The sequence below is a fragment of the Cellulosimicrobium sp. CpK407 genome, assembly GCF_051844275.1.
Classification (GTDB): Bacteria; Actinomycetota; Actinomycetes; order Actinomycetales; family Cellulomonadaceae; genus Cellulosimicrobium; species Cellulosimicrobium cellulans_G.
In genome coordinates this window covers 16,443-41,666 of sequence record NZ_JBGNYC010000010.1, presented here as the reverse complement: position 1 = coordinate 41,666, position 25,224 = coordinate 16,443, and the positions used below count along the sequence as shown (strand labels likewise).

Genomic DNA, 25,224 nt, shown 5'->3' with positions numbered 1-25,224 from the left:
ATCTCGGTCTCGTCCTCTTGAGACGGTTTGGTCCGGTCGGTCCTACCTCGTCCTCCCGGCGCGACGACGGCCGGCACCCGCGCGGGTGCCGGCCGCCGATCGGTGCGCGTCAGGCGAGGCGGCGCTGCCGGGCGCGGAGCAGCAGGAGCGCGCTGCCGGTCCCGAGGAACGCCAGGGCGAGGACGGTCACGAGCACCGCGTCGGTGCCGGTGATCGCGAGCTCCTCGTCGTCCGCGGTGTTGGTGAGCGTCACGACCACCGTGCCGTCGCCGACCGTCACCTCGGTGACGGCCGTCCCGTCGACCGTGAAGGTCGGCGTGCCCCAGTCGACCCCGCCGATCTCGGGCAGGTCGGTCTCGGTGAGCCGGACGACCGTCCCCACGGGCAGGTCCTGCGGGCCGTCGACGGCGACCCCGTCGGCGCGGACGGTGAGCGACCCGGTGACGGCGCCGTCCGGGCCGTCGTACGCGTAGCCCACGACGAACTCCGTGGTCGGGGGGACGGCGTCGGACGCCTCGCCGGTCACCCGCTTGACCACGGAGAACCCGCCGAGCGCCTGGTTCGCCGTGTTGGTCGCGGTGACCAGCGTGTTCTGCCCGTCGCCGACGACGACCGTCGGCGGGCTGAACGTCGGGACGCCCCACGCGACGCCGGGGACGTCGGGCAGGTCCGCCTCCGTGTAGGTGACGACCGTGCCGACCGGGAGGTTCTGCGGGCCGGCGACGACCGTCCCGTCGCCCGGGACCTGGAGGTAGCCGCCGACGAGGGTGCCGTCGAGCTCGTACGAGTACGCGACGGTGAACTCGGTTCCGGCGGGCACGAGGTCCGCGCGGTCGCCGGTCACCTCCTTGGCGACGGAGAACCCGCCGACCTCGGCCACGTCCTGCGTGGTGTTGGTCAGCGTGACGAGGGTGTTCTCCTCGTCGCCGACCGTCACGGTCTCCGGGGAGAACGTGGGGGCGCCCCAGACGACGCCGTCGACCTCCGGCAGGTTGATCTCGGTGAACGTCACGACCGTCCCGACCGGGAGGTCCTGCGGGCCGTCGACCACGGTGCCGTCCGCGAGCACGGTCAGCGTCCCCGTGAGGGGGCCGTCGTACGTGAAGCCCGTGGGCAGGGTCGCGGACCACTCGACCTCGAACGCCGTCCCGGGGGGCACGCTCCCGGCGAGGTCGCCCTCGACCGTCTTCGCGAGCGAGAACCCGCCGACCTGCGCGGTCGCCGTGTTCGTCACGACCACGCCCGCGACCGCGTCCCCCTCACCGATGGTGACGGTGCCGGGCGAGACGGTCGGCTGCCCCCAGTCCACGCCGGGGACGTCGGGCATGGTCTGCTCCGTGAACGTCACGACCGTGCCCGCGGGTAGGTCCTGCGGGCCGTCCACGACGGTCCCGTCCGCGAGCACGGTCACCGTCCCGGAGGTCGGACCCTCGTAGCCGGAGTCGGGCGGAACCTCCGCCTCCCAGGCGACGACGAACGCGGTGCCCGGCGGCACGGCCCCGGACGCGTCGCCCGTGACGGTCTTCTGCACCGCGAACCCGCCGACCTCCTCGGGCGCGATCGCCGTGTTGGTCACGGTCACGGCGACGCTCGTCGGCCCCTCGACGATCGTGATCGGAGACGCGGGCTCGAGCGTCGGCAGGCCCCAGACGACACCGTCGACGTCGGGCAGCGGCTGCTGCTCGACGAGCGTCACGGTCGTGCCGACCGGCAGGTCGGACGGGCCGTCCGTCACGCTCCCGTCGGCGAGGACGGTCAGCGTGCCCGACGTGTCGCCGTCGTACGCGACACCCGCGGGGACGGTCGCCGTCCAGTCGACGAGGAACGCGGTCTCGGACGGGACGACGTCGGCCGCGTCGCCTTCGAGCGACTTCTGGACCGTGAAGCCTCCGACCACGGCGTCCGCGACGTTGGTCACCGTGACCGCGACCCCGGTCGCGCCCTCGACGATCGTGATCGGCGACGCCGGGCTGAGCACGGGGTCGCCCCACTCCACGCCCTCGATCTCCGGCAGCGGCGTCTGCTCCGTGAGCGTGACGGTCGTGCCGACCGGCAGGTCGGACGGGCCGTCCACCACGGTCCCGTCCGCGAGGACGGTCAGCGTGCCCGACAGGTCGCCGTCGTACGTGGCCCCCTCAGGGAGCGTGGCGTCCCAGTCGACGAGGAACGCGGTGTCGTCGGGGACGAGCCCCGCGGCGTCGCCCGTCACGGCCTTGGCCACGGAGAACCCGCCCACCACCGGGACGGCACCACCGTTCGCCGTGTTCACCACGGTCACGGTGACGGTCTGGTTCTCCTGGATCGTGAACTGGGCGGGGTCGCCGAGCGGCTCCCCGTTCACCTGGATCACGGGCGTGCCCCACTCGACGCCCGGCACCGTGGGCAGGTCGGTCTCGGTGATCGTGACGACGGTGCCGACGGGGAGCGTCGGCCCGCTGACGAGCGCGCCGCTGATCGGCACGACGAGCGTGTCGCCGCCGGTCGTCCCGTCCGGCTCCTCGTACGTGTACTCGACGTCGAACGTCGTGTCCGCGGGCACGTCGGCGGCGGCCTCGCCCGTGACGGTCTTCTGGACGACGAAGCTCGCCGACGGGATGCAGCTGAACGGCCCCGGGCCGATCCAGGGGTAGTTGTGCTGCTCGTTGCCGCTGCCCGACGTCGTGAGGTCGTTGCCCGCGTAGACGCGCCCGTTGGTGCTCGACGTGAGCGTCACCTGGTCCGCGGACGGGGCGAGGATCGAGCCGACCCACTGCCCCGCGCCGCTCACGGTGACGTCGCCGCTCCCCGTGAAGTTCCACATCAGCCGCGCCGCGGCGTTGCCGATGTTCGCCGGGTCGTCGACGCGCGCGCCGTTGATGTCGACGTAGGCGGCCGAGACCGTGACGGGCGCGTCGCCGACGACGTTCACGACGACGGGTGCGCCGTCCGGGACGCCCACGAAGAAGAACTCCGACGCGCCGTCGAGGACGGCCGCGTCGACGGTGAACGCCTGGAGCGTCGTGTTGCTCGGGTCGGTGCTGGTGAACGTGACGCGCCCTCCGTCGCGCGCCGCGGTCCCGGTCGCCGGGACCGCGCCGAGCACGGCCGACTCGTCGACGATCACGGTCTGGAACCCCTCCCACGGGGCGAGCGCGGCGCCCGTGCCCATGTTCGTCTCGACCGCGCCCCCGTTGGTGTCGAGCCCGCCCGCGTCCTCCAGGTCGCCCCCGACGTGCACCGCGCCGCCGCCGTCGAGGTTGGCGCCCACGATGACGTTGGTCCCGGCGGCGATGCTCATCACGCCGCCGACGTGCAGCATGGGCGACCCCGGCTCCGGCACGATGCCCGAGCCGGCCCCGACCGTGCCCACGTTGAAGCTCCCCGGGGTGTCGAACGTCGCGTCGCCCCGCACGACGAGCACGCCCTCGCTCTCGGCCGAGGTCCCCGTCGCCGTGTAGTTCCCGCCCGCGTAGACGGCGACGTTGTTGTCGGTGAAACCCGGGACCGGCACGGGTCCGACGTTCGGGAAGTCGTCGGGGTCGGGGCAGAACCCGATCGCCGCCGCGGCGGGCCGGGCCTGCGGGCCGGCCACCAGCGCGACCGCACCCGCCAGCGCGAGCACGGCGGCGACGAGTGCCGCGGTGACCCGACGAGCACGGGGGAGGACGACGGGACGGGTGGGCGAGCGGTAGGTCATGCCGTGCTCCAGGATCGGTGACGTCGGCTACGGCACGCGTGTCCCGACGCACCGTTGCCCCGGGACGCGGCACCCCGTGCGGGCATCATGTCGCGCCGCACCAGGTTCCGCCCGTCGAACGCGGTCGGGCTACGGTGGCCGCTGGAGGTGCCGCCCTTGACCCCCCGTGCCCGGACCACCTGGATCGTCGTCGCCGTCGTCGCCACGCTCGCCGCCGTCTCGGCGGTCGCGTGGTACCTCACCCGCCCGGGCTCCGCCCCGGTCCCGTCACCGTCGGGCGCGCCGAGCGCCTCGCCCGATCCGTCGCCGTCGGCCACTCCCCCGACGCCGTCCACCCCGCCCGAGGACCCGCTGGCCGGGTGGACGCTCGAGCAGAAGGTCGGGCAGCTCTTCATGGTCGGCGTCGACGTGAGCGATCCGCAGCAGGTGAGCTACGACGCGGTGTCGCAGCTCCACGTCGGCAACGTGTTCCTCGCCGGGCGGTCGCAGGCGGGCACCGGTCCGACGGCCGACCTCGTCGCCGGCTTCACGGCGCTCGTCTCGCCGGAGACGACGAACGGCACCCCGCTGTTCGTCGCGACGGACCAGGAGGGCGGCTACGTGCAGGTGCTGCGCGGACCCGGGTTCTCGCAGATCCCCACGGCCACGGACCAGGCGGCGCTCGACCCCGCGACGCTGCAGGCGGACGCGACGACGTGGGGCGGCGAGCTCGCGGCGGCCGGCGTGAACCTCAACCTCGCGCCGGTGATGGACCTCGTGCCCGAGGGCACGGCTGCGCAGAACCCGCCGATCGGGTACTTCCAGCGGAACTACGGGTCCACGCCGGACGCGGTGACGGCCCACGCGAACGCCTTCAGCGCCGGCATGGAGGCGTCCGGGGTGGACGTGACGATCAAGCACTTCCCGGGGCTGGGCCGCGTCACCGAGAACACGGACACCGACGCGGGCGTCACGGACGACGTGACGACCCGCGACGACCCGTCCGTCGCCGTCTTCGCCTCGGGGATCGAGGCGGGCGCCGCGTTCGTCATGACGTCCACCGCCGTCTACGCGCAGATCGACGGCTCGTTGCCCGCGGCGTTCTCGCCCGTCGTCGTCGACGGGATGCTCCGCGGCGACCTCGGGTTCGACGGCGTCGTCATCACCGACGACGTGTCCGCGGCCCAGCAGGTGCAGGCGTGGTCGCCCGCCGAGCGCGCCGTCCTGACGATCGACGCGGGCGGCGACATGGTGCTCGCGTCCGCCGACCCGAGCGTCGTGCAGCCCATGGTCGCGGCCGTCGTCGAGCGCGCGACGACCGACGCGGCGTTCGCCGCGAAGGTCGACGCAGCGGTGCTCCGCGTGCTCGCCGCGAAGGAGCGTCTGCGCTGAGCCCGGGCGGTATAACTGACGCCATGGCTGCCCGTCGCCCCTCGCCCCGCCCGACTCTCGAGGCCGTCGCGGCCGTCGCCGGCGTCTCCCGCGCCACCGTGTCCCGCGTCATCAACGGGGTGCCGACGGTCGACCCGGCGATCGTCGAGGTCGTCGAGAAGGCGATCGACGAGACGGGCTACGTCCCCAACCTCGCGGCGCGCACCCTCGTGACGCGACGCACCGGGTCGGTCGCGCTCGTCGTCTCCGAGCCGACGGAGCGGCGGCACACCAGCCCCTTCCTGGAGCGCCTGTTCACCGACCCCTACATCGGCCGGGTCACCGCCGGCGCGCAGCAGGTGCTCCGGCCGCGCGACATCCATCTCGCGATCCTGCCCGCCGACCCGCCCGCGCACGACCAGGTCGTGCGCTACGTGCGCCAGGGCCACGTCGACGGCGTCCTGCTCATCACGTCGAGCTCCGGCGACCCGCTCCCCGCGCGGTTCGCCGCGCTGTCCGTGCCGGTCGTGCTCTCGACGCACCTCGACGGGGCCGACGAGTCGGCCGGCGTGAGCTGGGTCGACCTCGACCAGGCCGCGGGCGGCCGCCTCGCGGCCGAGCACCTGGTGGCCCGCGGCCGGACGCGCCTGGCGACCGTCGCCGGGCCCGCCGACGTCCCCTTCGCACGCGCCCGGCTGGAGGGCTTCCTCGACGCGGTGCGGGCCGCCGGTCTCCCCGCGCCGTTCGTCGTCGAGGGCGACTTCACGCGCGCGGGCGGCGAGGCGGCCGCGCGCGAGCTCCTCGCCGCACGCCCCGACGTCGACGGCGTGTTCGGCGCGAGCGACCTCATGGCCGACGGCGCGTCCACGGTCCTGCAGGAGGCCGGCCGGCGCGTCCCGGAGGACGTCGCGGTCGTCGGGTTCGACGACTCCACGGTCGCGCACCAGGCGCACCCCCCGCTCACGACGGTGCGTCAGCCCGTCGAGGAGATGGCGGCCGAGATGGCGCGCCTCCTGCTCGCGGCGATCGACGCCCCGGAGACCGAGCCTCGCTCGGTCCTGTTCGACCCGACCCTCGTGGTGCGCGACTCCGCCTGACCCCGCCTCGCGGGGGGGTGAGCCGGGTCAGTGGCCGCCGCTCGCGATGAACGCGATGCCCGCCGCGATCGCGACGACGACGACGGCGAAGCACACGAGCGCGCCCGCCCGGCGACCGCGGGTGGCGCGCTCGACGCGCACGGTCCGGCCGTCGGACGTGAAGCGGCCGTCGGGGGTGCCGACCTCCACGGGCACGGCGCGGCCGGCGGCGAGCCGGACCCCGAGCGCGAAGAGGGCGGGCAGGCCCGCGCCGACGACGAGGCCGGCGACGACGACCTTGAGCAGCGAGTCGATCTCGACGAACACGGTTCTCTCCTCCGGGCTGCCGGGGTCAGACGCTCGCGCGCTGGCGCGCGGCGGCCGGGGTCACGGTGGGTGCGCCCGCGGCGGGCACGGGCGACGCGGCCTGCGGATCGGCGTCGGCGAACGGGTCGGCCGCGTCGAGGCGGCGCTCCAGCGCGGCCTCGCGCGCCTCGACGACCTCGGCCTCGAGCCCGGCGTCCACCGTGCCCTCCTCCCAGGCGTCGTTGACGTTGTTGTGGTCCACGGGCTTGCGGCGCGACGCGACCCAGATGGCGACGGACGTCGCGACGAGGATCGCGAACACGACGACCGTCCCGGCCGCGCCGCCGATCCCGTGCTGGATGCCGTAGCAGGCCGCGCCGACGAGGCCGGCGGCCGGGAGCGTCAGGCCCCACGCGGCGAGCATGCGGCCCGCGACGCCCCAGCGGACCGTGGCGCCCGGCATCCCGACGCCCGAGCCGAGGATCGAGCCGGTCGCGACGTGCGTCGTCGAGAGCGAGTACCCGAACAGGCCGGACATGAGGATCACGGCCGCGGACGACGTCTCGGCAGCCATGCCCTGACGGGTGTCGATCTCGACGAGGCCCTTGCCGAGCGTGCGGATGATGCGCCAGCCGCCCAGGTACGTGCCGAGCGCCATGAAGGACGCGCAGGCGAGGATCACCCAGAACGGGACGCCCGAGTCCGCCGGGACGGCGCCCGCCGCGATGAGCGCGAGCAGGATGATGCCCATCGACTTCTGCGCGTCGTTGGTGCCGTGCGCGAGCGAGACGAGCGACGCCGAGCCGACCTGGCCCCAGCGGAACGCCCGGGTCGAGACGTCCTCGGGGACGTCGCGCGTGAGGCGCGCGACGGCCCACGTCCCGACGCTCGCGACGCCGACCGCGACGAGCGGGGCGAGCAGCGCGGGGATGAGCACCTTGGCGGCGACACCGCTCCAGATGACGCCCTGCGTGCCGACGGCCGCGAGCACCGAGCCGACGACGCCGCCGATCAGCGCGTGCGACGAGCTCGACGGGATGCCGAGCAACCAGGTCAGCAGGTTCCAGGTGATGCCGCCCACGAGCCCCGCGAGGACGACCTCGAGGGTGATGACGTCGGCGTCGACCAGACCCTTCGCGATGGTCGCCGCGACCGCCAGGGAGAGGAACGCTCCGACCATGTTGAGGACGGCGGAGAGGGCGACGGCGGTCTTGGGCTTGAGGGCCTTGGTGGCGATGGAGGTGGCCATCGCGTTGCCCGTGTCGTGGAAGCCGTTGGTGAAGTCGAAGGCCAGTGCGGTCACGACGACGAGCACCAGCAGGAGCGTCTCGGTCACGTCGTCCATGGTGGGGTCATCCCCGGAGCGCGCTCGACCATCCTGTGGATTCTTCCGCCACTGTTCACCGACAGTTCATCCGGCGTTCGAAGCCGGTGTTCGAACGCCGGACGGGGCCTGGCCGGGCAGGGCCGGACGGCCCGCGGGAACGGGCGGCCCGGCCCTGGTGAGGACGACCCGCGGGGTGCCGCACAGGGCGACGCACGGCGACGGCCGGGACGTCAGGCGACGGTCGGCGCGCCCAGGTCGGCGAGGGCGTCGTCGAGGTCGTCGACGACGGTCGCGACCGCCTCGCGCTGCGTCCGGGCGCGCTCCGCCTCCGCCGCGACGGCGGTGCGCGCCTCGGCCAGCTCGGCGTCGAACCGCTCGGCGCTCGCCTGCGCGGCGGCACGCTGGTCCCGCGCGCGCTGCTCGCCCGAGAACCACTGCCACGCCGCGACCACGGCCGCGACGACGGTCACCGCGTACCAGGCCGGCGCGACCGCGATCCCGAGCACGAGCGTCACCACCGCGATCGCCCCGACCCCGCCGACGACGCCCCACGACACCCCGTCGACGGGGCGCGCGAGGAGCTCCGCCCGCGCCGTCGCGGCGGGCGACGCGCCGTCGTCGGCCGGCGTGACGGTGACGGTCCGGCCCGCGAGGCGCAGCACGCGCGACGGCGCCGGGGACGCCGCGAGCTCGGAGGCCCGCGCGTGGCTCGCGACGCGCAGGTCGTCGACGAGCAGCGGTGCCGCGAGCGCCACGAGCCCCGGGTCGGTGCCGCGGGCGTCGTCCACGAGCAGGTCGACGAGCGTCCCCGCGGACGCGTCCCACTCCGGGCCGTCGTCCTCGGGCGCGCGGCCCACGCGGTCGGCCAGGAGCTCCGCCCGCTCGAGGAGGCCGCGCTCCACGGGCGCGCCCTCGTTCACGAGCGACCCGACGACCCGCAGCAGCGCCGCGCCCGGGGCGGGTGCGCCGCTCGGCGCCGCAGTCGTGCCGGAGGTGGTGCCCGACGGCGCCCCGAGCGCGAGCGGCCCGGGCGCCGGCGACGGCAGCGCGACCTCCCCCGCCACGACGGCCCGCGACCACGCGGTCCAGGACCGCAGCAGCGGCAGGGCGTCGGGCGCCGCGGTGCGGCGACGCGTCCCGGACCCGTCGGCCGCGGCGGCCTCGGGCGATCCCCAGTCGTCCGCGCTCCCGGGGAGCGCGGGCGCGGCCTCGAGGAGCCGGGCGCGCCAGCGGGCGCGCGCGTCGTCGTCGAGCAGGGCCACGCGGTCGGCGAGCGCCGCGCGGACGACCGCGACGCCGTCGTCCCCGAGGTGCCCCGCGGCCGCCGCGCACCACAGCGCCCGCTCGGAGACCGACACGAGGACCTCGTCCGGCCGCTCGCCGGGGCGCTCCGGTGCCGCGTCCGGCTCCCCGTCGGCGCTGCCCCAGCCGCTCTCGGGGAGGACGGGGGCGTCGAGCACCCAGGGCGTCCACTCGCGCGCGAGGCCGGGCCGGCCGACGAGCGCGCACACCGCGACGAGGTAGGTCGCGGCCCGACGGCGGTCGCGCAGGAGCGCCTCCTGCGCCGCCTCGGGGTCGAGCCGACCCGCGGGCAGCTCGGCGACGGCGAGCGCCGCAGGGACGAGCCAGTAGCCGGGAACGTCGGCGAGGTCGGGCGACCGGCGCAGGTGCGACACGTCGCCCTCGCCCGCCACGACCGCGCGCGTCAGGGCGCGCGCCGCGTCCCGGGCACGTCGGGCGGGCGTGAACAGCGCGAGCTCCTCGCGCACCTCGCCGAGCTCGATGAGCGCGTTGACGAGGCGCGTGAGCACCTCCACGCGGCTCGACAGGTCCCCCTCCAGCGAGCGCAGGCGCCGGTTGAGCGACGCCTCGCGCGACCGCGCCATCGCGGCCTGCGCGGCGAGCTCGTCCGAGAGGGCCTGCATGTTGCCCTGGTCGCTGCGCCAGTAGCTGTACGTCGACATGCGCGCGAGCGTACTCAGCCGCGCGCCGCTGTCGAGGGGGAGTTCTCCCCCGGGTGCCCCGCCGGTCAGCGCCGCGGACGCATGAGCGGCGGATCGAGGACGGCGGGCACGCTGGCGGGCGCGAGGTCCGGGTCCGCTGCCGAACCCGGGGTCGCTCCCCACGCGGGGCCGGTCGTGGGGAGGGACCCCGGGTTCGGCGCGGCGCGGTAGAGGGTCGCGGGGCGGCCGGTGCCGCCTGAGGTCGTGCGGCCGGTGTCCTGGAGGAAGCCCGGGGTGGTCGTGGCCTTGCGCGAGAAGTTGCGCGGGTCGAGCCGCACGCCCCAGACCGCCTCGTAGACGCGCCGCAGGTCGGCGACCGTGAACTCGGGCGGGCAGAACGCCGTCGCGAGGGCCGAGTACTCGAGCTTGGCGCGGGCCCGCTCGACACCGTCGGCGAGGATCCGCGCGTGGTCGAACGCGAGGGCGGTGCCCGACGGCGCCCGGTCGCCCGACGCCGTCGGCCCGGCCGGGGCCTGCGCGAGCAGGGGCGCGACGGGGTGCCAGGCCGCTCCCCCGGCGTCGGACCCGGCGCGCACGACACCGAACTCGGGGGCGAGCAGGAGGTAGGCGACGGAGAGGACCGGCCCGCGCGGGTCGCGGTCGAGCGGCCCGTAGGTACGGAGCTGTTCCAGGTGGCCGGGCGGTCGGACGCCGGTCTCCTCCGCGAGCTCGCGCCGGGCCGCCCCGGCGAGCCCCTCCTCCGGCAGCACGAACCCGCCCGGGAGGGCGAGCGCGCCGCGGAACGGCTCGATGCCGCGCTCGACGAGCAGCACGTGCAAGGCGTCGTCGCGGACCGTGAGCGCGACGACGTCGACCGTGACGGGCAGCAGCGCGGCGGTCGGCGGGACGCCGGGGTTCGGGCTGACGGACGGGGTCATGCGGCCATCGTCGCACATTAGCGTCAGGTTGACGAGAACAATCGGAGAGGTCTAGCGTTCTTATCGTCAAAACGACGAGAAAAAGATGGAGACGACCATGGCCACCATCCGCACCTACCCGTGGACCCGGCACTTCCTCGGCAGCCCCACCGGGCACGTCGTGCACCTGCGCCGCGGGCGCGTCGCGCACGAGGGCGTGGGGCAGGCGTTCTGGTTCCGCCCGACGACGTCGGTCCTCTCGGAGGTCCCCGTCGACGACCAGGAGCTGCCCGTCTTCTTCCACGCCGTGACCGCCGACCACCAGGACGTCACCGTCCAGGCCGGGGTCACCTACCGGTTCACCGACCCCGTGACCGTCTCGCAGCGCCTCGACTTCGCCGTCGACCCGGGCAGCGGCGAGACGAGCACCGCGGGCCGGGACCAGGTGACCAGCATCGTCGGCCGGCTCGCGCAGAGCCGCGCCGCCGACGCGCTCGCGGCGATGCCCCTCGCCGACGCCCTCACGGCCGGCGTGCCGCGCGTGCGCGACGTCCTCACCGACGCGCTGACCACCGACCCGCGCCTCACCGCGACCGGGATCGTGGTCATCGGCGTCCAGGTGCTCGCCGTCCGCCCCGAGAAGGACGTCGAGCGCGCGCTCCAGACGCCGGCGCGCGAGCGCGTGCAGGCCGAGGCCGACCGCGCGACGTACGAGCGCCGGGCCCTCGCCGTGGAGCGCGAGCGCGCGATCGCCGAGAACGAGCTCGCGAGCACGATCGAGCTCGCGACCCGCCGCGAGCGCCTCGTCGCCCAGGAGGGCGCGAACGCGCGGCGCGAGGCGGAGGAGAAGGCCGCCGCCGCGCTGGTCGACGCCCGCGCGACCGCCGAGCGCGCTCGGCTCGCGACCGACGCGCAGGCCGAGCAGGTGCGCGTCGTCGGCGCGGCCGAGGCCGCCGCCGAGCAGGCCCGCATGGACGTCTGGGCGAGCGCAGGCCCGGGCACGCTCCTCGCCCTCGCGGTCCGAGAGGCGGCCGGCGCGCTCCCCGACGTCCAGAACCTCACCGTCACGCCCGACCTCCTGACGGGTGTGCTGGGCTCGCTGCTGGGCGGCGCGCTCGGTGGGCCCGACGGCGGACCGGACGGCGGGCGGTCGGGGACGGCCGCGGGCGCCGGGACCACGGGGAAGGCGGCCTGACGGTGCTGCGGCGACGCGCCGTCGTCGTGCACCGGCGCACGGAGCTCGACGACCTGCTGGACCGGCACGGGACCCGTGGCCAGGCGGAGTTCTTCCTCCGCTCGCGCGGTCGGTCGCTCGCCGAGGTCCAGGCGCGGCACGACGCGCTCGCGGCGGCGCGCGACGCCGTCGTGACCGCCCTCCCGGCGGGCTGGGCGCGTGCGGACGTCGAGCGCGCCGACCTGTCGCGGTTCCTCCTCGCGCCGGAGGACGTCGTGGTCGTCGTGGGGCAGGACGGTCTCGTCGCGAACGTCGCAAAGTACCTGCGCGGGCAGCCCGTGCTGGGCGTGGACCCCGAGCCCGAGGTGAACCCCGGGGTGCTCGTGCGGCACTCGGTGGGGGCCGCCGCGGCCCTCCTCCGCGGTCTCGGTGACGACGCCCCCGCGGGCGCGCCCGACCCCACGGCGGTCCTGCCCGTCAACGCGCTCACCATGGTCCGTGCCGACCTCGACGACGGGCAACACCTCACCGCGCTCAACGAGGTGTTCGTCGGGCACCCGAGCCACCAGAGCGCGCGCTACACGCTGCGGTGCGCGGCGGGCGAGGAGCGGCAGTCGTCGTCGGGCGTGCTCGTCGCGACCGGCACCGGCGCGACGGGCTGGTGGGCGTCGCTCGCGCACGACCGCGGCGGCCGCCGGGCCCCGGGGCGCACCGAGCACCGGCTCGGTTGGTTCGTGCGCGAGGCATGGCCCTCGCCGACGACAGGCGTCACGCTCACGGAGGGCGTCGTGGAGGAGGGTGCGGACGTCGCGCTCACCGTCGCGTCGGACCGGCTCGTCGTGTTCGGCGACGGTGTGGAGGACGACCGGCTCGTCGCCTCCTGGGGCCAGACCGTGACGGTCCGCACCGCCGACTCGCCCCTGCGGCTCGTCCGCCCCTGACCGCCGGGTGCCCGATTTCACCCGGGTGATCCGTCCGGGCGACGAGGGTCCGTGGGTAGCATCGCTGCGGTCATGGGATCCCCATGACGCACCCCTCCCGCGGGCCTGGCCTGCGGACACGCCCCCCGAGCCTGCCGAGGTCCCTGCCATGAGCGCGCCCATCGCCTTCACCGACAACGTCCGCGACCTGTCGAACGCGGGCGGCTACCAGTTCGAGTTCCGGTGCGAGCGATGCGGCAACGGGTACCGGTCCGCGTACCAGGCGGACCTCGTCGCCAAGGGCAGCAGCCTCGTCCAGGCGGCGGGCCGGTTCTTCGGCGGCAAGGTGGCCGACCTGTCGTACGCGGCGGGTTCGTGGGCCGCCGACCGGCAGACCAACTCGTCCGCGAAGGACAAGGCGCTCGACGCCGCCGTCGGCGAGGTGCGCGACGCCTTCCGCCAGTGCCACGGCTGCGGCGACTGGATGTGCCACGAGGTCTGCTGGAACGACGCCGTCGGGCAGTGCGTGCGCTGCTCGCCCCAGCAGGCGGAGGAGCTCGCCCAGCTCCAGGCCGAGGCGCGCCGCTACCAGCTCCAGGAGCAGCTCCGGACGACGGACCTGGTCGGCGGCGCGGACCTGCGGACGCCGGTCGTCACGCAGTGCCCGTCGTGCTCGGCCAAGGTCGGAGGCGGCAAGTTCTGCCCCGAGTGCGGCGAGCGCCTCGCGCAGGTCGCCGCGTGCCGCGAGTGCGGCACGCAGAACGCCGCGGGCGCGCGGTTCTGCGCCGAGTGCGGCAGCCCGCAGGCCGTCTGACCGCGGGCCGCCTCCACGCATACCACCCGGACCGCCGGGCGGCGGACTCAGAGGTCCGGAGGCGTCCCGCCCGACCGGCCCCGACGCGCCGCCTGACGAGCCTCCCGCGCCTCGCGGGCCTCACGGTCCCGGCGCGCGCGGAGCACGGCCTCGCGCCGCTCGCCGATCTCGTCGCTCGTCAGGCTCGTCAGGTGGTCCTCCGCACCGCGCGCCGCCGCCCGCTCCGCCTCGACGCGGGCCCGGTGCTCGGCCGACTGCGGGCGCGTGCGCACGACGCGCGGGTCGAGCCGGTACTCGTCGCCGTGCCGCTCGAGTCGGCGCCGCGCCGCCAGGCGTGCGCGCTCGCGGTGGAACCGCCACGTCCAGGCCCGGCGGAGCGCGACGACGGACCAGAGCGCGAACGGGACCGCGGCCACGACGAGCCCGACCCGCCAGCCGGACGGCAGCGCCGTCGACGCCCCGGTGCTCGCGAGCACCCAGGCGATCCCTGCGGGGACCGCGGGCCAGAACTCGCGGAAGTCGAGGTTCCAGCCGCAGGCGTAGAAGCGCATGAGGGTGTCCGTGAGCCGCGTGCGCCGCTGCGGCTGGAGCGACATCGCGACCGGACCCGGCACGGGCGGGCCGAGCGTCGTGCCGGGCGCGACGTGGCTCGTGAACGAGAGCCGGTCGCCGCGGTACGCGGGCCGCAGCGCGCGCCCGGCGTACACGAAGGACAACGCGGCGAGCGGCCAGATCGCGCACGACAGGTACCACGCGACCGGCCCCGCGAGCACCACGACGATCGGCGCGACCACGGCGAGCCGGCCCAGCACGGCGCCGGGCGAGGCCACGAGCTCGGCCCACGGCTCCTGGTCCGCAGGTGGCTCGAACAGCCCGTACGCCGCGACCGCGAGGTACAGGCCCAGGACGAACAGCCCGATCGTCGTCCACACGAGCCCGATCGCGAGGTAGCCGACCGGGCGCAGCAGCAGCGCCGCCGTCGCCGGGGGCGTCGCGTCGCGCGCGGACCGCGGGTCGGGCGTCGGGCCGCTCACCGGACCGGTCGCCTGGTCGGTCACCGTGTCGTCACCGGCGCTCACCGCCCCGCGAGCCCGAGCACGTCGAGCACCCACGCGTCCTCGTACGCGACCTCGCGCCACCCCTCGTACCGGCCCGAGACGCCGCCGTGCCCGGCGTGCATCTCGATCTTCAGCAGCGCGGGCGCACCGGCGGCGCGCAGGCGCGCGACCCACTTGGCCGGCTCGACGTAGAGCACGCGCGTGTCGTGGAACGACGTCACGGCGAGGATCCGCGGGTAGTGGGCCGCGTCGTCGGGCACGTTCTCGTACGGCGTGTAGGTGCGCATGTACCGGTAGACCTCGGGGTCGTGCAGGGGGTCGCCCCACTCGTCCCACTCGACGACGGTCAGCGGCAGGGACGGGTCGAGGATCGACGTGAGCGCGTCGACGAACGGGACCTGCGCGAGCACGCCCGCGAACAGCTCGGGCGCGAGGTTGGTCACCGCGCCCATGAGCAGCCCGCCCGCGGAGCCGCCCTGCGCCACGAGGCGCTCGGGGCTCGTCCAGCCCGCGTCGACCAGGTGGCGCGCGACCGCGACGAAGTCGGTGAACGTGTTCCGCTTGGCGAGCGTCTTGCCGTCGTCGTACCAGCGGCGCCCCATCTCGCCGCCGCCGCGCACGTGCGCGACGGCGAACACGACCCCGCGGTCCAGCAACGACAGTCGTGCGATCGAGAACCCCGGGTCGATGCTGATCTCGTACGAGCCGTACCCGTAGAGCAGCAGGGGCGCGGGCTCCGCGCCCGTGCCGGTCGCGTCGAGCCCGACGGCGTCGCGCCGCCACACGAGCGAGACCGGCACCTGCGTCCCGTCCTCGGCCGTGGCCCACTCGCGGCGTTGCACGTAGTCCGCGGCGTCGTACCCGCCGAGCACGGGCTGCTGCTTGAGCAGCGTGAGCTCGTCGGTCTCGACGCGCAGGTCGTACACGGTCGACGGCGTGACGAAGCTCGCGTAGGACAGGCGCACGTTCGGCTGGTCCCACTCGGGGTTTCCTGCGAGCGCGGCGGTGTACAGCGGCTCGTCGAACGCGACCTCGCGCACGTGCCAGTGGTCGCCCGAGGGTGCCGGGGTGTCGCCCGTGCGGATCGGGGTCGGCAGACCCGCCGGGCGCGGCGGCCCGGCCGACGCGAGGTCGATCACCCCGACCCGCGACAGCGCGTCGCGCCGGTAGGAGACGACGAGGTGCGAGGCGAAGGCGTCGACCCCCTCCAGCCGGGTCTCGGGGTCGTGCGGCACGACGACGGTCGCCTCGCCCGGCCCTCCCGGGGACGTGCCGCCGTCGGGCACGCCGGTCACGACGAGCTCGAAGTTCTCCGCGCCGTCGTTGTGCAGCACGAGCAGCACGTCCCGCCGCTCCCCCGCCGAACCCGACGTCGCTGTCGTTCTCGCGGCCTCTCCGACACTTTCCTCGTCCTCGACCGCGGGGAACCACGTGCTCGGCAGGACGGCGTGCTCGACGGTGTACTCGACGCCCTCGCGGCGCGGCCACACGACGCGCGGCTCGGCGGTCGGGTCGGCGGCGTCGATCAGCCAGGTCTCCGACGTGATCTTCGAGCCGACGTCGATCTGCACGAACCGCTGCGAGCGCGAGACGCCCACGCCGACCCAGTAGCGCTCGTCGGGCTCCTCGAAGACGACGACGTCCTGCGTCGCCGGGGTCCCCACCTCGTGGCGCCACACGCGCCAGGGCCGCCACGCGTCGTCGACCGTCGGGTAGAACACGAACCGCCCGTCCGGGGAGAAGACGGCGCCCGGGAACGTGCCGGGGACCTCGTCCACGAGGTCCGTGCCCGTGTCGAGGTCGCGGATGCGCAGCGTGTACCGCTCGTCGCCGACGACGTCGACCGCGTACGCGAGTCGCGTGCCGTCGACCGACACGTCGAACGACCCGAGCGAGAAGAAGTCGTGCCCCTCGGCCTCGACGTTGTCGTCGAGCAGCACCTGCTCGCCCGGCACGGGCACGCCCGGCTCCAGCACGGGCGGCACCCAGGACGACGGCGCGTCGCTGCCGAGGCTCGCGTCGATCGGCGCGCGCGCCCGGATCGGGTACTGCGAGCCCTCCACCGTGCGCGCGTAGTACCAGTGCGCGCCCTGCCGCACGGGCACGGACAGGTCCGTCTCGAGCGTGCGCGCCTTGATCTCCTCGAAGATCCGCTCGCGCAGCGGCTCGAGGTGCGCGAGCCGCGCCTCGGTGTACACGTTCTCGGCCTCCAGGTGGGCGACGACCTCGGGCGACTCCTTGTCCCGCAGCCACTCGTAGTCGTCCTCCACGGTCTCCCCGTGGTGCGTGCGCGGCGCCGGGCGGCGGGGCGCGACGGGCGCTGCCGGCTCCTCCCGCTCCGCGGGGGTCGGCGGCGTGGCGGTCTGCGTGAGGTCGTCAGGCATCTGGCCAGGGTAGTGCCGCCCGACGGCGCCCGGCCGCCGTGGCGCGTCCCGCACCGGTCGTTACGCTCGACGCGTGACGCAGGAGCAGGGGGCCCGCCCGACCGCGGAGACGCTCACGAGCGGGGAGATGGTGCGCGCGTCGGGGCTGTCCATCAAGGCGCTGCGGCTCTACGACGCGAACGGGCTCCTCGTCCCCGCGCGCGTCGACCCCCGCACGGGGTACCGCGCCTACGCGCCCGAGCAGGTCGAGCGGGGGCGCGCCCTGGCGCTGCTGCGCCGGCTCGACGTGCCGCTCGCGCGCGTCCCCGAGGTGCTCGACGCCGACCCGCGCGACGTGCGCGACGTCCTCCTCGGGTGGTGGGACGAGCAGCAGCGGGCGCTCGCGGAGCAGCGCGCGACCGCCGAGGAGCTCGCCCGCCGGCTCGCCGCGCGACGCGGGGAGGCCGAGGTCCGGTGGCGCGACGTCCCGGCGTGCACGGTCGCCACGATCACGTCGTCCACGACCCAGGCCGACCTCGTCCCGACCTTCAGCGCCGACCTGCTGACGATCCGGGCGCACCTCGCCGCCGCGGGCGCCGAGGCGGGCGCCGCGCACTGGGTGATCTACCACTCGCCCGTCGGCCGCGACGTCCCCGGTCGCGTCGAGGCGTGCGTCCCGTACCGGGGGCCGGTCGTCCCCGTCGGGCCGGTCGTGCTCCGCGAGGACCCGGCCCGCACGGAGGCGTACGTCGAGGTCCCCTCGCGCGACTGCCGGTTCCCGCAGATCGTCGGGTACCTCGACGCGCTGCGCGTCGCGACCGGGCAGGCGCACGCCCCGTCCCGCGAGGTCTACGCCGTCCCGTGGTCCGACGAGCAGGACGCCGTCGTCGCGGAGGTCGCGCTCGCCGTCGGGCCCGGCCCCGCGCGCTGACCCGTCAGTCCTCGACGAGCTCCAGGTCTCCGGGGAGCCAGGTGCGGTCGAACCACGGCTCGAGCGGCCCGTACAGGCGCAGCATGGGGAACCACGACCTGCCCGGGACCGTCTCGACCCAGTTGCTCTCGCGCCCCGCGGGCGGCTCGGGCCCGAACCACAGCACGGTGCTCCCGTCGGGCTCCGTCGCGACCGTGCCGCTGAGGCTCATGACGCTGGGGTACGGGTTCGCGGTCTGGAGGAGCGACCGGGTCTGCGTGTCGTAGAGGTCCACCGACCAGAAGTTCTTCGCGGGCGGGTTCGGCGGCAGCACGAGCCGGTACGTGCGCGCCCCGTCGAGGATCCGGCCCTGCGCGTCGTGGGCGGTGTACGCGTAGGCGGACCCGGCCCCGACCTGGGCGTGCGCCATGGCGGGGGTGATGACCGTCGCGAAGAAGTGGAACTGCGTGCGCGCGTCCAGCAGGCGCGCACCGTCGGCGAGGAACTCGTAGGAGCCACCGAGGAACGCCTGGAGCCAGCTCGACCCGGGCGCGACGCGCGCCTCCGGGTCGCGGGGCGAGTACACGAGCGCACGGCTGATCGCCGCGCCGGCCCGCGCGGCGGTGTCGAGCGTCGCGCGCAGCTCCGGGCTCGGGGCGAACGGGCGGCCGGGCACGATGCCCACGGCGCGCAGCAGGCCCGCGCGCTCCGGGTCGAGCGCGCTCGTCGGCTCCTCCGCGACGATCTCGGCGACCTCGTCGAAGAACGAGGCGTCGTTGGCGTGCACCGTGTTGACGCGCGAACCGGCGATGTTGACGAACTCGGTCGGCGCAGGGTCCGCAGCGTCGGCGAGCGGGTAGATCCGCGTCTCCTTCATGGCCGGCACGCCACCCAGCGCGCGCAGCACGACCCAGTTGGTGAACGTGGGCGTCCGGTAGACGAAGTAGCCGTCCGGCACGTCGCCGTCGTAGCCGGGCGGGAGGAAGAGATAGCGGCCGCCCTCGCCGCGGTCCGGGCCCGCGATGCCCATGTCGGCCACGTAGCGGAACCAGAAGTCGTCGACGACGCACAGCGACTGCTTCGGCGGCTCGATGACGAGCGGTCCCGTCTCGCGCAGGTCGACGAAGAGCGACCCGTACGTCGTCTCCGTGTTCGGCGTGAGGAAGATGCCGCCCGAGTCCGCCCGCGGGTCGGTGTACCCGACCTGGTTCGACCGCAGGAGCCCGAGGCTGCGGAACCCGCGCCGCATCGCCACGAGCGAGGCGCCGGGCACGGTGCTGAGGAACGCCTCGACCCCGCGCAGGAAGTCCAGCGACCCGTAGAGCCGCTCGACGGACTCCGGGGTCGGCACCCCGTCGACCAGCTCGAACCGCCCCAGCGGGGTGTCCACCGGCGACGGCGTGCTCACGGCGGCGACCGCCGCGGCCAGGGCGTCGGCCCCGGTGCTCGTCGCCATACTGGTCTCGGTGCTGGTCTCGGTGCTCGCGTCGGGCATGGCTCAGGCCCCTTCGTCGGTCGATGCACGGCACGCACGCTCGACGCCGAGCGGCTGCGCCGACCGTAGGCCCGGGGCCACCGCGCCGCCACCGGGAACACGGCTTGACCCTGCCCCTGGGGCGGACCCGAGGCTCGCGGCATGGACGTCTCGCGCTACGCCACCCACAGCCCCTGCTCCGACCCGCGCCACCACGCGCCGCTCCTCGCGGCCGTGGCGCCCGACCCGGCGAGCCTGCACGCGGCCGTGACGAACGCCGTCGTGCACTACCGCGCCGGGGCGACCGCCGCCACGCCGGACCAGCTCGACGACGTCGACCGGCGCTGGACGGCGTCGATCCTCGACGCGGTCGTGGAACGTTCGCCCGGCCCCCTCGACGCGCCGCGCTCCTCCGAGCGTCAGGTCGGGGGATGCTGCCGCGACCACTCCCTCCTCGCCGTCGCCGTCCTCCGCGAGCACGGCGTCCCGGCCCGGACGCGCCTCGGGTTCGCGGACTACCTCGGCACGGACGGGTTCCACCACGACCACGTCGTCGTGGAACGGCACGACGGCGCGCGCTGGGTGCGCTCCGACCCGGAGCTCGGGCCCGACGACGTCGCGTTCGACCCGTTCGACCTGCCGACCGGCGAGGGGTCGCCCTTCGAGACCGCCGCGGAGGTCTGGACGGCGTACCGCGCCGGACGCCGCGACCTCGCCGGCCACGGCGCCGGTCCCGACCTGCCCTGGCTGACCGGGCCCGGGTTCGTCCAGCGGTACGTGCTCGCCGACCTCGCGCACCGGCAGCGGCACGAGCTCCTGCTGTGGGACGTGTGGGGGGCTGCCGCCCTGCCCGGCGCCGCCCCGGACGAGCGCGCCGTGGCGCTCACGGACCGGGTCGCCGACCTCACGCTCCAGGCCGACGCGGGCGACCGGACCGCCGAGGCGGCGCTCACCGTGCTCTGGGCGACGGACGACCGCCTGCGGCCCGGTCGCTACGTCACGACCTGGTCGCCCACCGGCCGGCTCGGCTGGACCGACCTGGTCGCGCGCCGGACCGGCTGGGCCGCCGTCCCGCGCGACGCTGCGCTCGTCGGGTGAGCCCCGCGGGTGAGCCCGGTGGGCAGGTCCCGCCTGCCGAGCCGGGTGCGGCTCAGCCCAGCAGCGCGACCGTCCGGCCGTCCCAGCGCAGGAGTCGACCCTGGGCCGGAACGAACGACGCCCACTCGCCCTCGAGGTCCTGCTCCCAGACGACCGAGCCCGACGACAGCTCGAGCGCGACCACGCGCGGGTGGGTGCCGGTGGACGGGTCGACGAGCACCAGGATCGCGCACCGCCCGTCCGTGAAGGCCTGCGTCACCATCGCCGACCGGCCCTCGTCGCCCCCGAGGTCGTCGAGGAACCGCGACCACGTCTGCTCGCCCGAGAGCGCGTCGAGCGCCAGGACGGTGCTCGCCGTGCCGACGACGGCCGTGCCCTCCGCGAGCACGTAGACGGCCTCCGGGACGCGTGCGCCGTCGTACGTCCACAGGCGCGCGCCCTCGTCGTCGTACGCGCGCAGGTCGATCCCGTCGCGCACGAGGAGCACGCCGGGCGCCGGGTCGTCGGTCGCCTGCGGGTCGAGCACCTCGCCCGGGGCGTCGAGGACGGGCACCCCGGCCCCGTCCAGCACCCGGTCGGGTCGCAACGCCCCGGTCGTGCCCTGCCGGTCGGCGTCCACGAGGAACCGCCCGCCCGCGAGCGGGACGGCGCCGTCGGTCGGCAGGTCCGGGTCGTCCAGGCGCTCGCCGTCCGGGAGGAACGACGCCGCGACGCCACAGCCGCCGACGTCGACCAGGGTCTCCGTCGCGACGAGCGTGAGCCGGTCCGGGTCGATCTCCTCGCCGCCCGTCTCCGGGTCCCACGTGGTGCACGACCACGGCACGTCCTGGAACGGGAGCTCGCTCCGCCAGCGCACGTCGCCGGTCAGGGCGTCCTCGACCGTCACGACGACGTCGCGCCCCGCGACGCCGTCGACCGACTCCCCGGCGCCCGGGTCGACCGCGACGGGCGGCCCGCTCGGCTCGCCCGGCTCCCCGACGCGCTCGGCCCGGACCAGCCCGCCGTCGGGCCCCGGCACGAGCACCGCGCCGTCCACCTCGACGTCGCGCTCCCCCACGACCTGACCCGCCGCGCCGAGCACCGTCACGTGCGCCGGCGGGACGTCCGCGCCCGGCTCGGGCTGCGACCGCGTCCCGGGGTCGTACCAGAACGGCCCGACCCCGGATCCCGCGACGCACACCACCTCGCGCGACGCCACGCCGGGCAGCTCCCACGGGCTCCAGGACCCGCACACGGCCTCGTCGCCGCCGAGCGGGGTCCGCCACGCCTCGGCGCCGCTGTCCAGGTCCAGCGCGACGGCCTCGTCGCCCTCCACCGTCACGAGCAGACCCGGCAGGAAACCGACGCCGCGGTCCGTCGCGGCCGACGCCGTCCACCTCTCGGTCGGGGCGGCGTCGAGGGGCCGCACCGCCCCGCGCGCGACCTCGAGCCGCTCCTGCGCGTCACGGCTCGTCACCGTGTCGACGACGAGCATCCCGCCCACGAGCACCACCACGACACCGGTCACCACGGCGGCGGCGACCCAGCGCGCTCGCCTGCGGTCCCCGCGCGGCTCGCGCGGATGAGGGGGCGGCCCCTCGACGTCCACCCCGTCCGGGCCGTCGCCGGCGGCCACCGTCGCGTCGTGCGCCCCGAGGCCGGGAGGGGTGTCGCGAGGGAGCGCACCGAGCAGCACGGGGTGCGGCGCGTCGAGGAGGTCGGGGTCGACGTCGATCCCGGCCGACTCGACGAGCTCGAACGTGCGGCGGTCGTCACCGCCGTCTCGTCGTCGGAGCGGCACGAGCCCAGCGTAGGACGGGCGTCAACCGAGCCGGGCGATCTCCGTCTCGCTCATCCGCAGGAGCCGACCCTGGAGCGGCGCCGCCCAGGAGCCCCCGTCGGCCGACACCTCCGTCGTCCACGCGACGTGGCCGTCGGACAGGTCGAGCGCGAGGAGCGTGGTCCTCCCGGCGTCCCAGTCGGAGACCGTGACGATCGCCCGGGTGCCGTCGGTGTACGCGGTGTCGGTGCCCCAGCCCGACCCGACGTCCAGCGCCGCCTCGGCCTCCTCCCTGCCGAACGACCAGCGCTCGCGGCCCGTGGCGGCGTCGAGCCCGATGAGGACGCCGTTCCCGTACCCGTTCGAGATCACCAGCGTGTCGCTCGCCGCGACGAGCACGCTCTCCGGCGTCCCGACCTCGTCCGTGCGCCACAGCTCCGCGCCCGCCTCGTCGTAGGCGGCGATCCCCAGCCCGTCGCGCACCACGTGCGGGCTCGGGCGCCCGTCCGTCGACCGGGGCACGACGACCGGCCCGGGCGCCTCCCAGCGCACCGACCCGTCCGGCGCGAGGATCGCGGGTGCCGCCGTGACGTCCCCGCCCGCCGGGTAGCCCCAGCTGTAGTCGTTGCTCGTCGGGTCGCGATAGTAGGTGCCGTCGCCGAGCGCCACGACGCCGTCCGTCGGGACACCGACGTCGTCGAGCCGGGTCCCGTCGGGCGTGAACCACGAGGTGACGCCGCAGCCGTCGACGCGCAGGAGGCGTGTCTCGACGGCGACCCACAGGTTCTCGAGCTCGGTGCGGGTCGTCTGGGTGCCGTCGGTCTCGCTCCACTCGACGCACTGCCCCGACCGTGCGACGAACGGGACGTCGGCCTCCCAGCGCAGGTCACCCGTGAGGGCGTCCTCGACCCGGACGACGGCCGGGCGTCCGACGGGCATCTCGCTGATCTCGCCCGTCACCAGGTCCTGTTCGACCAGGGCACCGTCACCCTCCGGCACCTCGCCCACGCGCTCCGCCCGGACGATCGTCCCACCGAGCCCGGGCGAGGGAGCGCCGCCCTCCGAGGTCACCTCCCGACGGCCGAGCACCTCGCCGTCCGCGTCGACGACGGTGACCGTCCACGCCGAGGCCTCGACGCGCCCCGTCATCGGGTCGAACGGCAGCTCGTCCTCGGGGAGCGGTGCGCCCGCCGCGTCGAGGGAGGGGGCCAGGCACACGAGCGTGTCGTCCGGGTCGCCGAACGGCAGGGACCAGACGAGCGCGCTGCCGCACGCCGCGTACGCGCCGACCTCGACGCGCCAGCGCTCCTCGCCCGTGTCGAGCGAGCGCGCGACCGCGGACTCCCCCTCGAACGTCACGAGGGCGCCGGGGACGAGGGAGAAGCCGCTCGGGAGCGAGACGTCGGCGGTCCACTGCTCCCGCGGGGCGTCGGGGAGCGGCTCGACCCCGCCTGGTGCTGCGCGCAGGCGGTCGAGGTCGGCGCGGCCGTGCCACGCGTCGACGGCGAGCATCCCGCCGAGCACGAGGGCGACCCCGGCGGCGACCGCGCCGACCACGGCCGTCCGTCGGCCGGAGCGGGACGCCCGGGCACCGCCGGAAGGGTCGCCGTCAGCGGGCTCGGCCGGGTCGGGCGCCTCCTCCGGGCCCGGGACCGGCACGCCCTGTCCGGGTCCGAGCGCGTCGAGGTCGACCGGCGACGCGGCGCCCGACCGGGAGGCACCCGCGGTGCTGCCGCGAGGAACGGGCGTGGTGCCGGCGGCGGAACCCCAGGCCGGCGAGTCGTCCTCGAGGTCCGCGTCCGCGTCCGCCGACTCGACCAGCTCGAAGGTCAGTCGGTCCCGGGCGTCACGACGGCGGAGCGGCACCCTGCCAGCCTAGGGGACTTCCGTGCTCCGTCCTCGACTCGCACGTGACCGTGGGACGGCCCTCACGGGCCGCGCGGTGACGCCCGGCGACAGCCGCGTGACGCGGCCGTGAACTCTCGACGAACACTCGTGCTCGTCCCGGCCGCGACCGTCGCGGCGCCGCCACACTGCCCCTGTGCACGACGAACTCACCGAGCTGGCTCAGCACACCGCGATGCGCCCGCCGGCGCGCGCGAGCGGCGCCGTCGCGGACCTCGCGCGGCCGGTCCTGTCGGTCGGCTCCGCCATGCCGGTCGGGCAGCTCGAGGTCGTGTTCCGCGACCCCGACGTCGCGTGCGTCGTCGTGCACGACGACGCGGTCCCCCCGCCCGGTGCTCCGGCCCCGCGCACGGGGGTCGTGGTGCGCGCGAGCCTCGTCGCCGCGCTCACCGGCCGGCTCGGCTACGGCCGCGCGGTCCTGGAGCGCCGGCCGGTCGCGAGCGTCACGGACTGGGCGCCGCTCGTCGTCGCGCCGACGGCGGCCGTCACGGAGGTCGCGACGCTCGCCATGTCCCGGCCGGACGACCACCGGTACGACGACGTCCTCGTCCGCGGCGGCCACTGGGCGAGCGTCGGCGCGGCCGAGCTCGTCCGCTCGCTCGTCGGCACGCTCGCGGAGCGGTCCACGCACGACCCGCTCACGGGACTGCTCTCGCGCCGCAGCACGTGGCACTCGCTCACCCGTCGCTGCCGGCTGGTCGCGCACGGCGGCACGCGCGTCGTGCTGCTCCTGCTCGACGTCCGCGACATGGCCGGGATCAACGCCGTCCACGGGCAGGACGCCGGGGACGCCGTCCTCGCGGGGGTCGGGCGGAGCCTGCGGTCGTGGCTCCCCGGGGGCTGCGAGGCGGGCCGCGTCGACGGCGACCGGTTCGCCGTGCTCGCGACGCTGCCCGCGATGGGCGACGTCGAGGCCGCCGCGAGCGCCGAGGCCCTGCGCCACGAGGTGCTCGCCCGGCTCGGCGCACCGGACGGCCCGGCCCGCCCGACGTTCCGCACCTCGCTCACGTGGTCCGTCGCCGGAGCGGCGGACGCCGACGAGCTCGTGCGCGAGGGCGAGGCCCGCCTCGCGACCACCCCCACCCCGCCGAACACGACATGGGTGCCGTTATCCGTCGGATAACGGCACCCATGTCGTGTTCGACAGCGCGTGG

At 75.8% G+C, this 25,224-nt stretch carries 18 protein-coding genes; 8 read left to right on the top strand and 10 right to left on the bottom strand.

Annotation, left to right across the window (positions count from 1 at the left end; translation table 11 throughout):
• Nucleotides 1-109 precede the first annotated feature (109 nt).
• Nucleotides 110-3,676: a DUF5979 domain-containing protein gene (locus tag ABWU78_RS06690; protein ID WP_439157913.1), complete on the bottom strand. Its 3,567-nt coding sequence runs from the start codon at nucleotides 3,674-3,676 to the stop codon at nucleotides 110-112.
• Between the two features lie 147 nt (nucleotides 3,677-3,823).
• Here ABWU78_RS06690 and ABWU78_RS06685 point away from each other — a divergent pair, with 147 nt between their 5' ends.
• Together ABWU78_RS06685 and ABWU78_RS06680 are read left to right on the top strand one after the other, a co-directional pair.
• Nucleotides 3,824-5,047: a glycoside hydrolase family 3 N-terminal domain-containing protein gene (locus tag ABWU78_RS06685; protein WP_439157912.1), complete on the top strand. Its 1,224-nt coding sequence runs from the start codon at nucleotides 3,824-3,826 to the stop codon at nucleotides 5,045-5,047.
• Between the two features lie 23 nt (nucleotides 5,048-5,070).
• Complete coding sequence (locus tag ABWU78_RS06680) at nucleotides 5,071-6,123, top strand: LacI family DNA-binding transcriptional regulator (RefSeq protein WP_439157911.1); 1,053 nt, start codon at nucleotides 5,071-5,073, stop codon at nucleotides 6,121-6,123.
• Nucleotides 6,124-6,150: 27 nt separating this feature from the next.
• On the opposite strand, the gene ABWU78_RS06675 is transcribed toward ABWU78_RS06680, so the two are convergent.
• The 4 genes from ABWU78_RS06675 to ABWU78_RS06660 all read right to left on the bottom strand — a co-directional run bounded on the left by ABWU78_RS06675 (nucleotide 6,151) and on the right by ABWU78_RS06660 (nucleotide 10,616).
• Nucleotides 6,151-6,429, bottom strand: a complete 279-nt coding sequence (locus tag ABWU78_RS06675) for a hypothetical protein (RefSeq protein WP_253054549.1) — start codon at nucleotides 6,427-6,429, stop codon at nucleotides 6,151-6,153.
• 25 nt (nucleotides 6,430-6,454) lie between these two features.
• On the bottom strand, nucleotides 6,455-7,753 hold the full coding sequence (locus tag ABWU78_RS06670; protein ID WP_439157910.1) for an inorganic phosphate transporter: 1,299 nt from the start codon (nucleotides 7,751-7,753) through the stop codon (nucleotides 6,455-6,457).
• Between the two features lie 212 nt (nucleotides 7,754-7,965).
• On the bottom strand, nucleotides 7,966-9,699 hold the full coding sequence (locus ABWU78_RS06665; protein WP_439157909.1) for a hypothetical protein: 1,734 nt from the start codon (nucleotides 9,697-9,699) through the stop codon (nucleotides 7,966-7,968).
• 65 nt (nucleotides 9,700-9,764) lie between these two features.
• Nucleotides 9,765-10,616, bottom strand: coding sequence for an NUDIX hydrolase (locus tag ABWU78_RS06660; protein WP_439157908.1), 852 nt, complete (start codon nucleotides 10,614-10,616; stop codon nucleotides 9,765-9,767).
• 97 nt (nucleotides 10,617-10,713) lie between these two features.
• Between ABWU78_RS06660 and ABWU78_RS06655 the strand changes: the two genes are divergently transcribed.
• The 3 genes from ABWU78_RS06655 to ABWU78_RS06645 all read left to right on the top strand — a co-directional run bounded on the left by ABWU78_RS06655 (nucleotide 10,714) and on the right by ABWU78_RS06645 (nucleotide 13,503).
• Nucleotides 10,714-11,790, top strand: coding sequence for an SPFH domain-containing protein (locus ABWU78_RS06655; RefSeq protein ID WP_253054557.1), 1,077 nt, complete (start codon nucleotides 10,714-10,716; stop codon nucleotides 11,788-11,790).
• A gap of 2 nt (nucleotides 11,791-11,792) precedes the next feature.
• The gene (locus ABWU78_RS06650) at nucleotides 11,793-12,710 is read left to right on the top strand and encodes a hypothetical protein (RefSeq protein WP_439157907.1); all 918 of its coding nucleotides are present in this window, start codon (nucleotides 11,793-11,795) and stop codon (nucleotides 12,708-12,710) included.
• A gap of 148 nt (nucleotides 12,711-12,858) precedes the next feature.
• Nucleotides 12,859-13,503 carry a zinc ribbon domain-containing protein gene (locus tag ABWU78_RS06645; protein ID WP_253054561.1) on the top strand — a complete coding sequence of 215 codons (645 nt, stop codon included), beginning with the start codon at nucleotides 12,859-12,861 and terminating at the stop codon, nucleotides 13,501-13,503.
• A 47-nt stretch (nucleotides 13,504-13,550) separates the two neighbouring features.
• On the opposite strand, the gene ABWU78_RS06640 is transcribed toward ABWU78_RS06645, so the two are convergent.
• Entirely contained in the window at nucleotides 13,551-14,582 is a 1,032-nt protein-coding gene (locus ABWU78_RS06640) for a hypothetical protein (protein WP_439157906.1), read from the bottom strand.
• Nucleotides 14,579-16,945: a S9 family peptidase gene (locus ABWU78_RS06635; protein ID WP_439157905.1), complete on the bottom strand. Its 2,367-nt coding sequence runs from the start codon at nucleotides 16,943-16,945 to the stop codon at nucleotides 14,579-14,581. Before ABWU78_RS06635 ends, ABWU78_RS06640 begins: the two co-directional genes overlap by 4 nt.
• A 73-nt stretch (nucleotides 16,946-17,018) precedes the next feature.
• On the opposite strand from ABWU78_RS06635, the gene ABWU78_RS06630 reads away from it, so the two are divergent.
• Nucleotides 17,019-17,855 carry a MerR family transcriptional regulator gene (locus tag ABWU78_RS06630; protein WP_439157904.1) on the top strand — a complete coding sequence of 279 codons (837 nt, stop codon included), beginning with the start codon at nucleotides 17,019-17,021 and terminating at the stop codon, nucleotides 17,853-17,855.
• A gap of 4 nt (nucleotides 17,856-17,859) precedes the next feature.
• On the opposite strand, the gene ABWU78_RS06625 is transcribed toward ABWU78_RS06630, so the two are convergent.
• Nucleotides 17,860-19,329: a DUF1254 domain-containing protein gene (locus ABWU78_RS06625; protein ID WP_439157903.1), complete on the bottom strand. Its 1,470-nt coding sequence runs from the start codon at nucleotides 19,327-19,329 to the stop codon at nucleotides 17,860-17,862.
• A gap of 141 nt (nucleotides 19,330-19,470) precedes the next feature.
• Here ABWU78_RS06625 and ABWU78_RS06620 point away from each other — a divergent pair, with 141 nt between their 5' ends.
• Nucleotides 19,471-20,406, top strand: a complete 936-nt coding sequence (locus tag ABWU78_RS06620) for a transglutaminase-like domain-containing protein (RefSeq protein WP_439157902.1) — start codon at nucleotides 19,471-19,473, stop codon at nucleotides 20,404-20,406.
• 52 nt (nucleotides 20,407-20,458) lie between these two features.
• Here ABWU78_RS06620 and ABWU78_RS06615 read toward each other — a convergent pair whose 3' ends face one another.
• Together ABWU78_RS06615 and ABWU78_RS06610 are read right to left on the bottom strand one after the other, a co-directional pair.
• Nucleotides 20,459-22,186: an outer membrane protein assembly factor BamB family protein gene (locus ABWU78_RS06615; RefSeq protein WP_439157901.1), complete on the bottom strand. Its 1,728-nt coding sequence runs from the start codon at nucleotides 22,184-22,186 to the stop codon at nucleotides 20,459-20,461.
• Between the two features lie 21 nt (nucleotides 22,187-22,207).
• A complete protein-coding gene (locus ABWU78_RS06610) occupies nucleotides 22,208-24,031 on the bottom strand; it encodes an outer membrane protein assembly factor BamB family protein (protein ID WP_439157900.1) in 1,824 nt (607 codons plus the stop codon).
• Between the two features lie 175 nt (nucleotides 24,032-24,206).
• On the opposite strand from ABWU78_RS06610, the gene ABWU78_RS06605 reads away from it, so the two are divergent.
• Complete coding sequence (locus ABWU78_RS06605; RefSeq protein WP_439157899.1) at nucleotides 24,207-25,193, top strand: diguanylate cyclase domain-containing protein; 987 nt, start codon at nucleotides 24,207-24,209, stop codon at nucleotides 25,191-25,193.
• The last annotated feature ends 31 nt before the right edge of the window (nucleotides 25,194-25,224 follow it).

Bases quoted from the DNA above. Each gene is read 5' to 3' on its own strand.
- ABWU78_RS06690 (WP_439157913.1), bottom strand. From the start codon at position 3,676: ATGACCTACCGCTCGCCCACCCGTCCCGTCGTCCTCCCCCGTGCTCGT.
- ABWU78_RS06680 (WP_439157911.1), top strand. From the start codon at position 5,071: ATGGCTGCCCGTCGCCCCTCGCCCCGCCCGACTCTCGAGGCCGTCGCG.
- ABWU78_RS06670 (WP_439157910.1), bottom strand. From the start codon at position 7,753: ATGGACGACGTGACCGAGACGCTCCTGCTGGTGCTCGTCGTCGTGACC.
- ABWU78_RS06665 (WP_439157909.1), bottom strand. From the start codon at position 9,699: ATGTCGACGTACAGCTACTGGCGCAGCGACCAGGGCAACATGCAGGCC.
- ABWU78_RS06660 (WP_439157908.1), bottom strand. From the start codon at position 10,616: ATGACCCCGTCCGTCAGCCCGAACCCCGGCGTCCCGCCGACCGCCGCG.
- ABWU78_RS06655 (WP_253054557.1), top strand. From the start codon at position 10,714: ATGGCCACCATCCGCACCTACCCGTGGACCCGGCACTTCCTCGGCAGC.
- ABWU78_RS06645 (WP_253054561.1), top strand. From the start codon at position 12,859: ATGAGCGCGCCCATCGCCTTCACCGACAACGTCCGCGACCTGTCGAAC.
- ABWU78_RS06635 (WP_439157905.1), bottom strand. From the start codon at position 16,945: ATGCCTGACGACCTCACGCAGACCGCCACGCCGCCGACCCCCGCGGAG.
- ABWU78_RS06625 (WP_439157903.1), bottom strand. From the start codon at position 19,329: ATGCCCGACGCGAGCACCGAGACCAGCACCGAGACCAGTATGGCGACG.
- ABWU78_RS06620 (WP_439157902.1), top strand. From the start codon at position 19,471: ATGGACGTCTCGCGCTACGCCACCCACAGCCCCTGCTCCGACCCGCGC.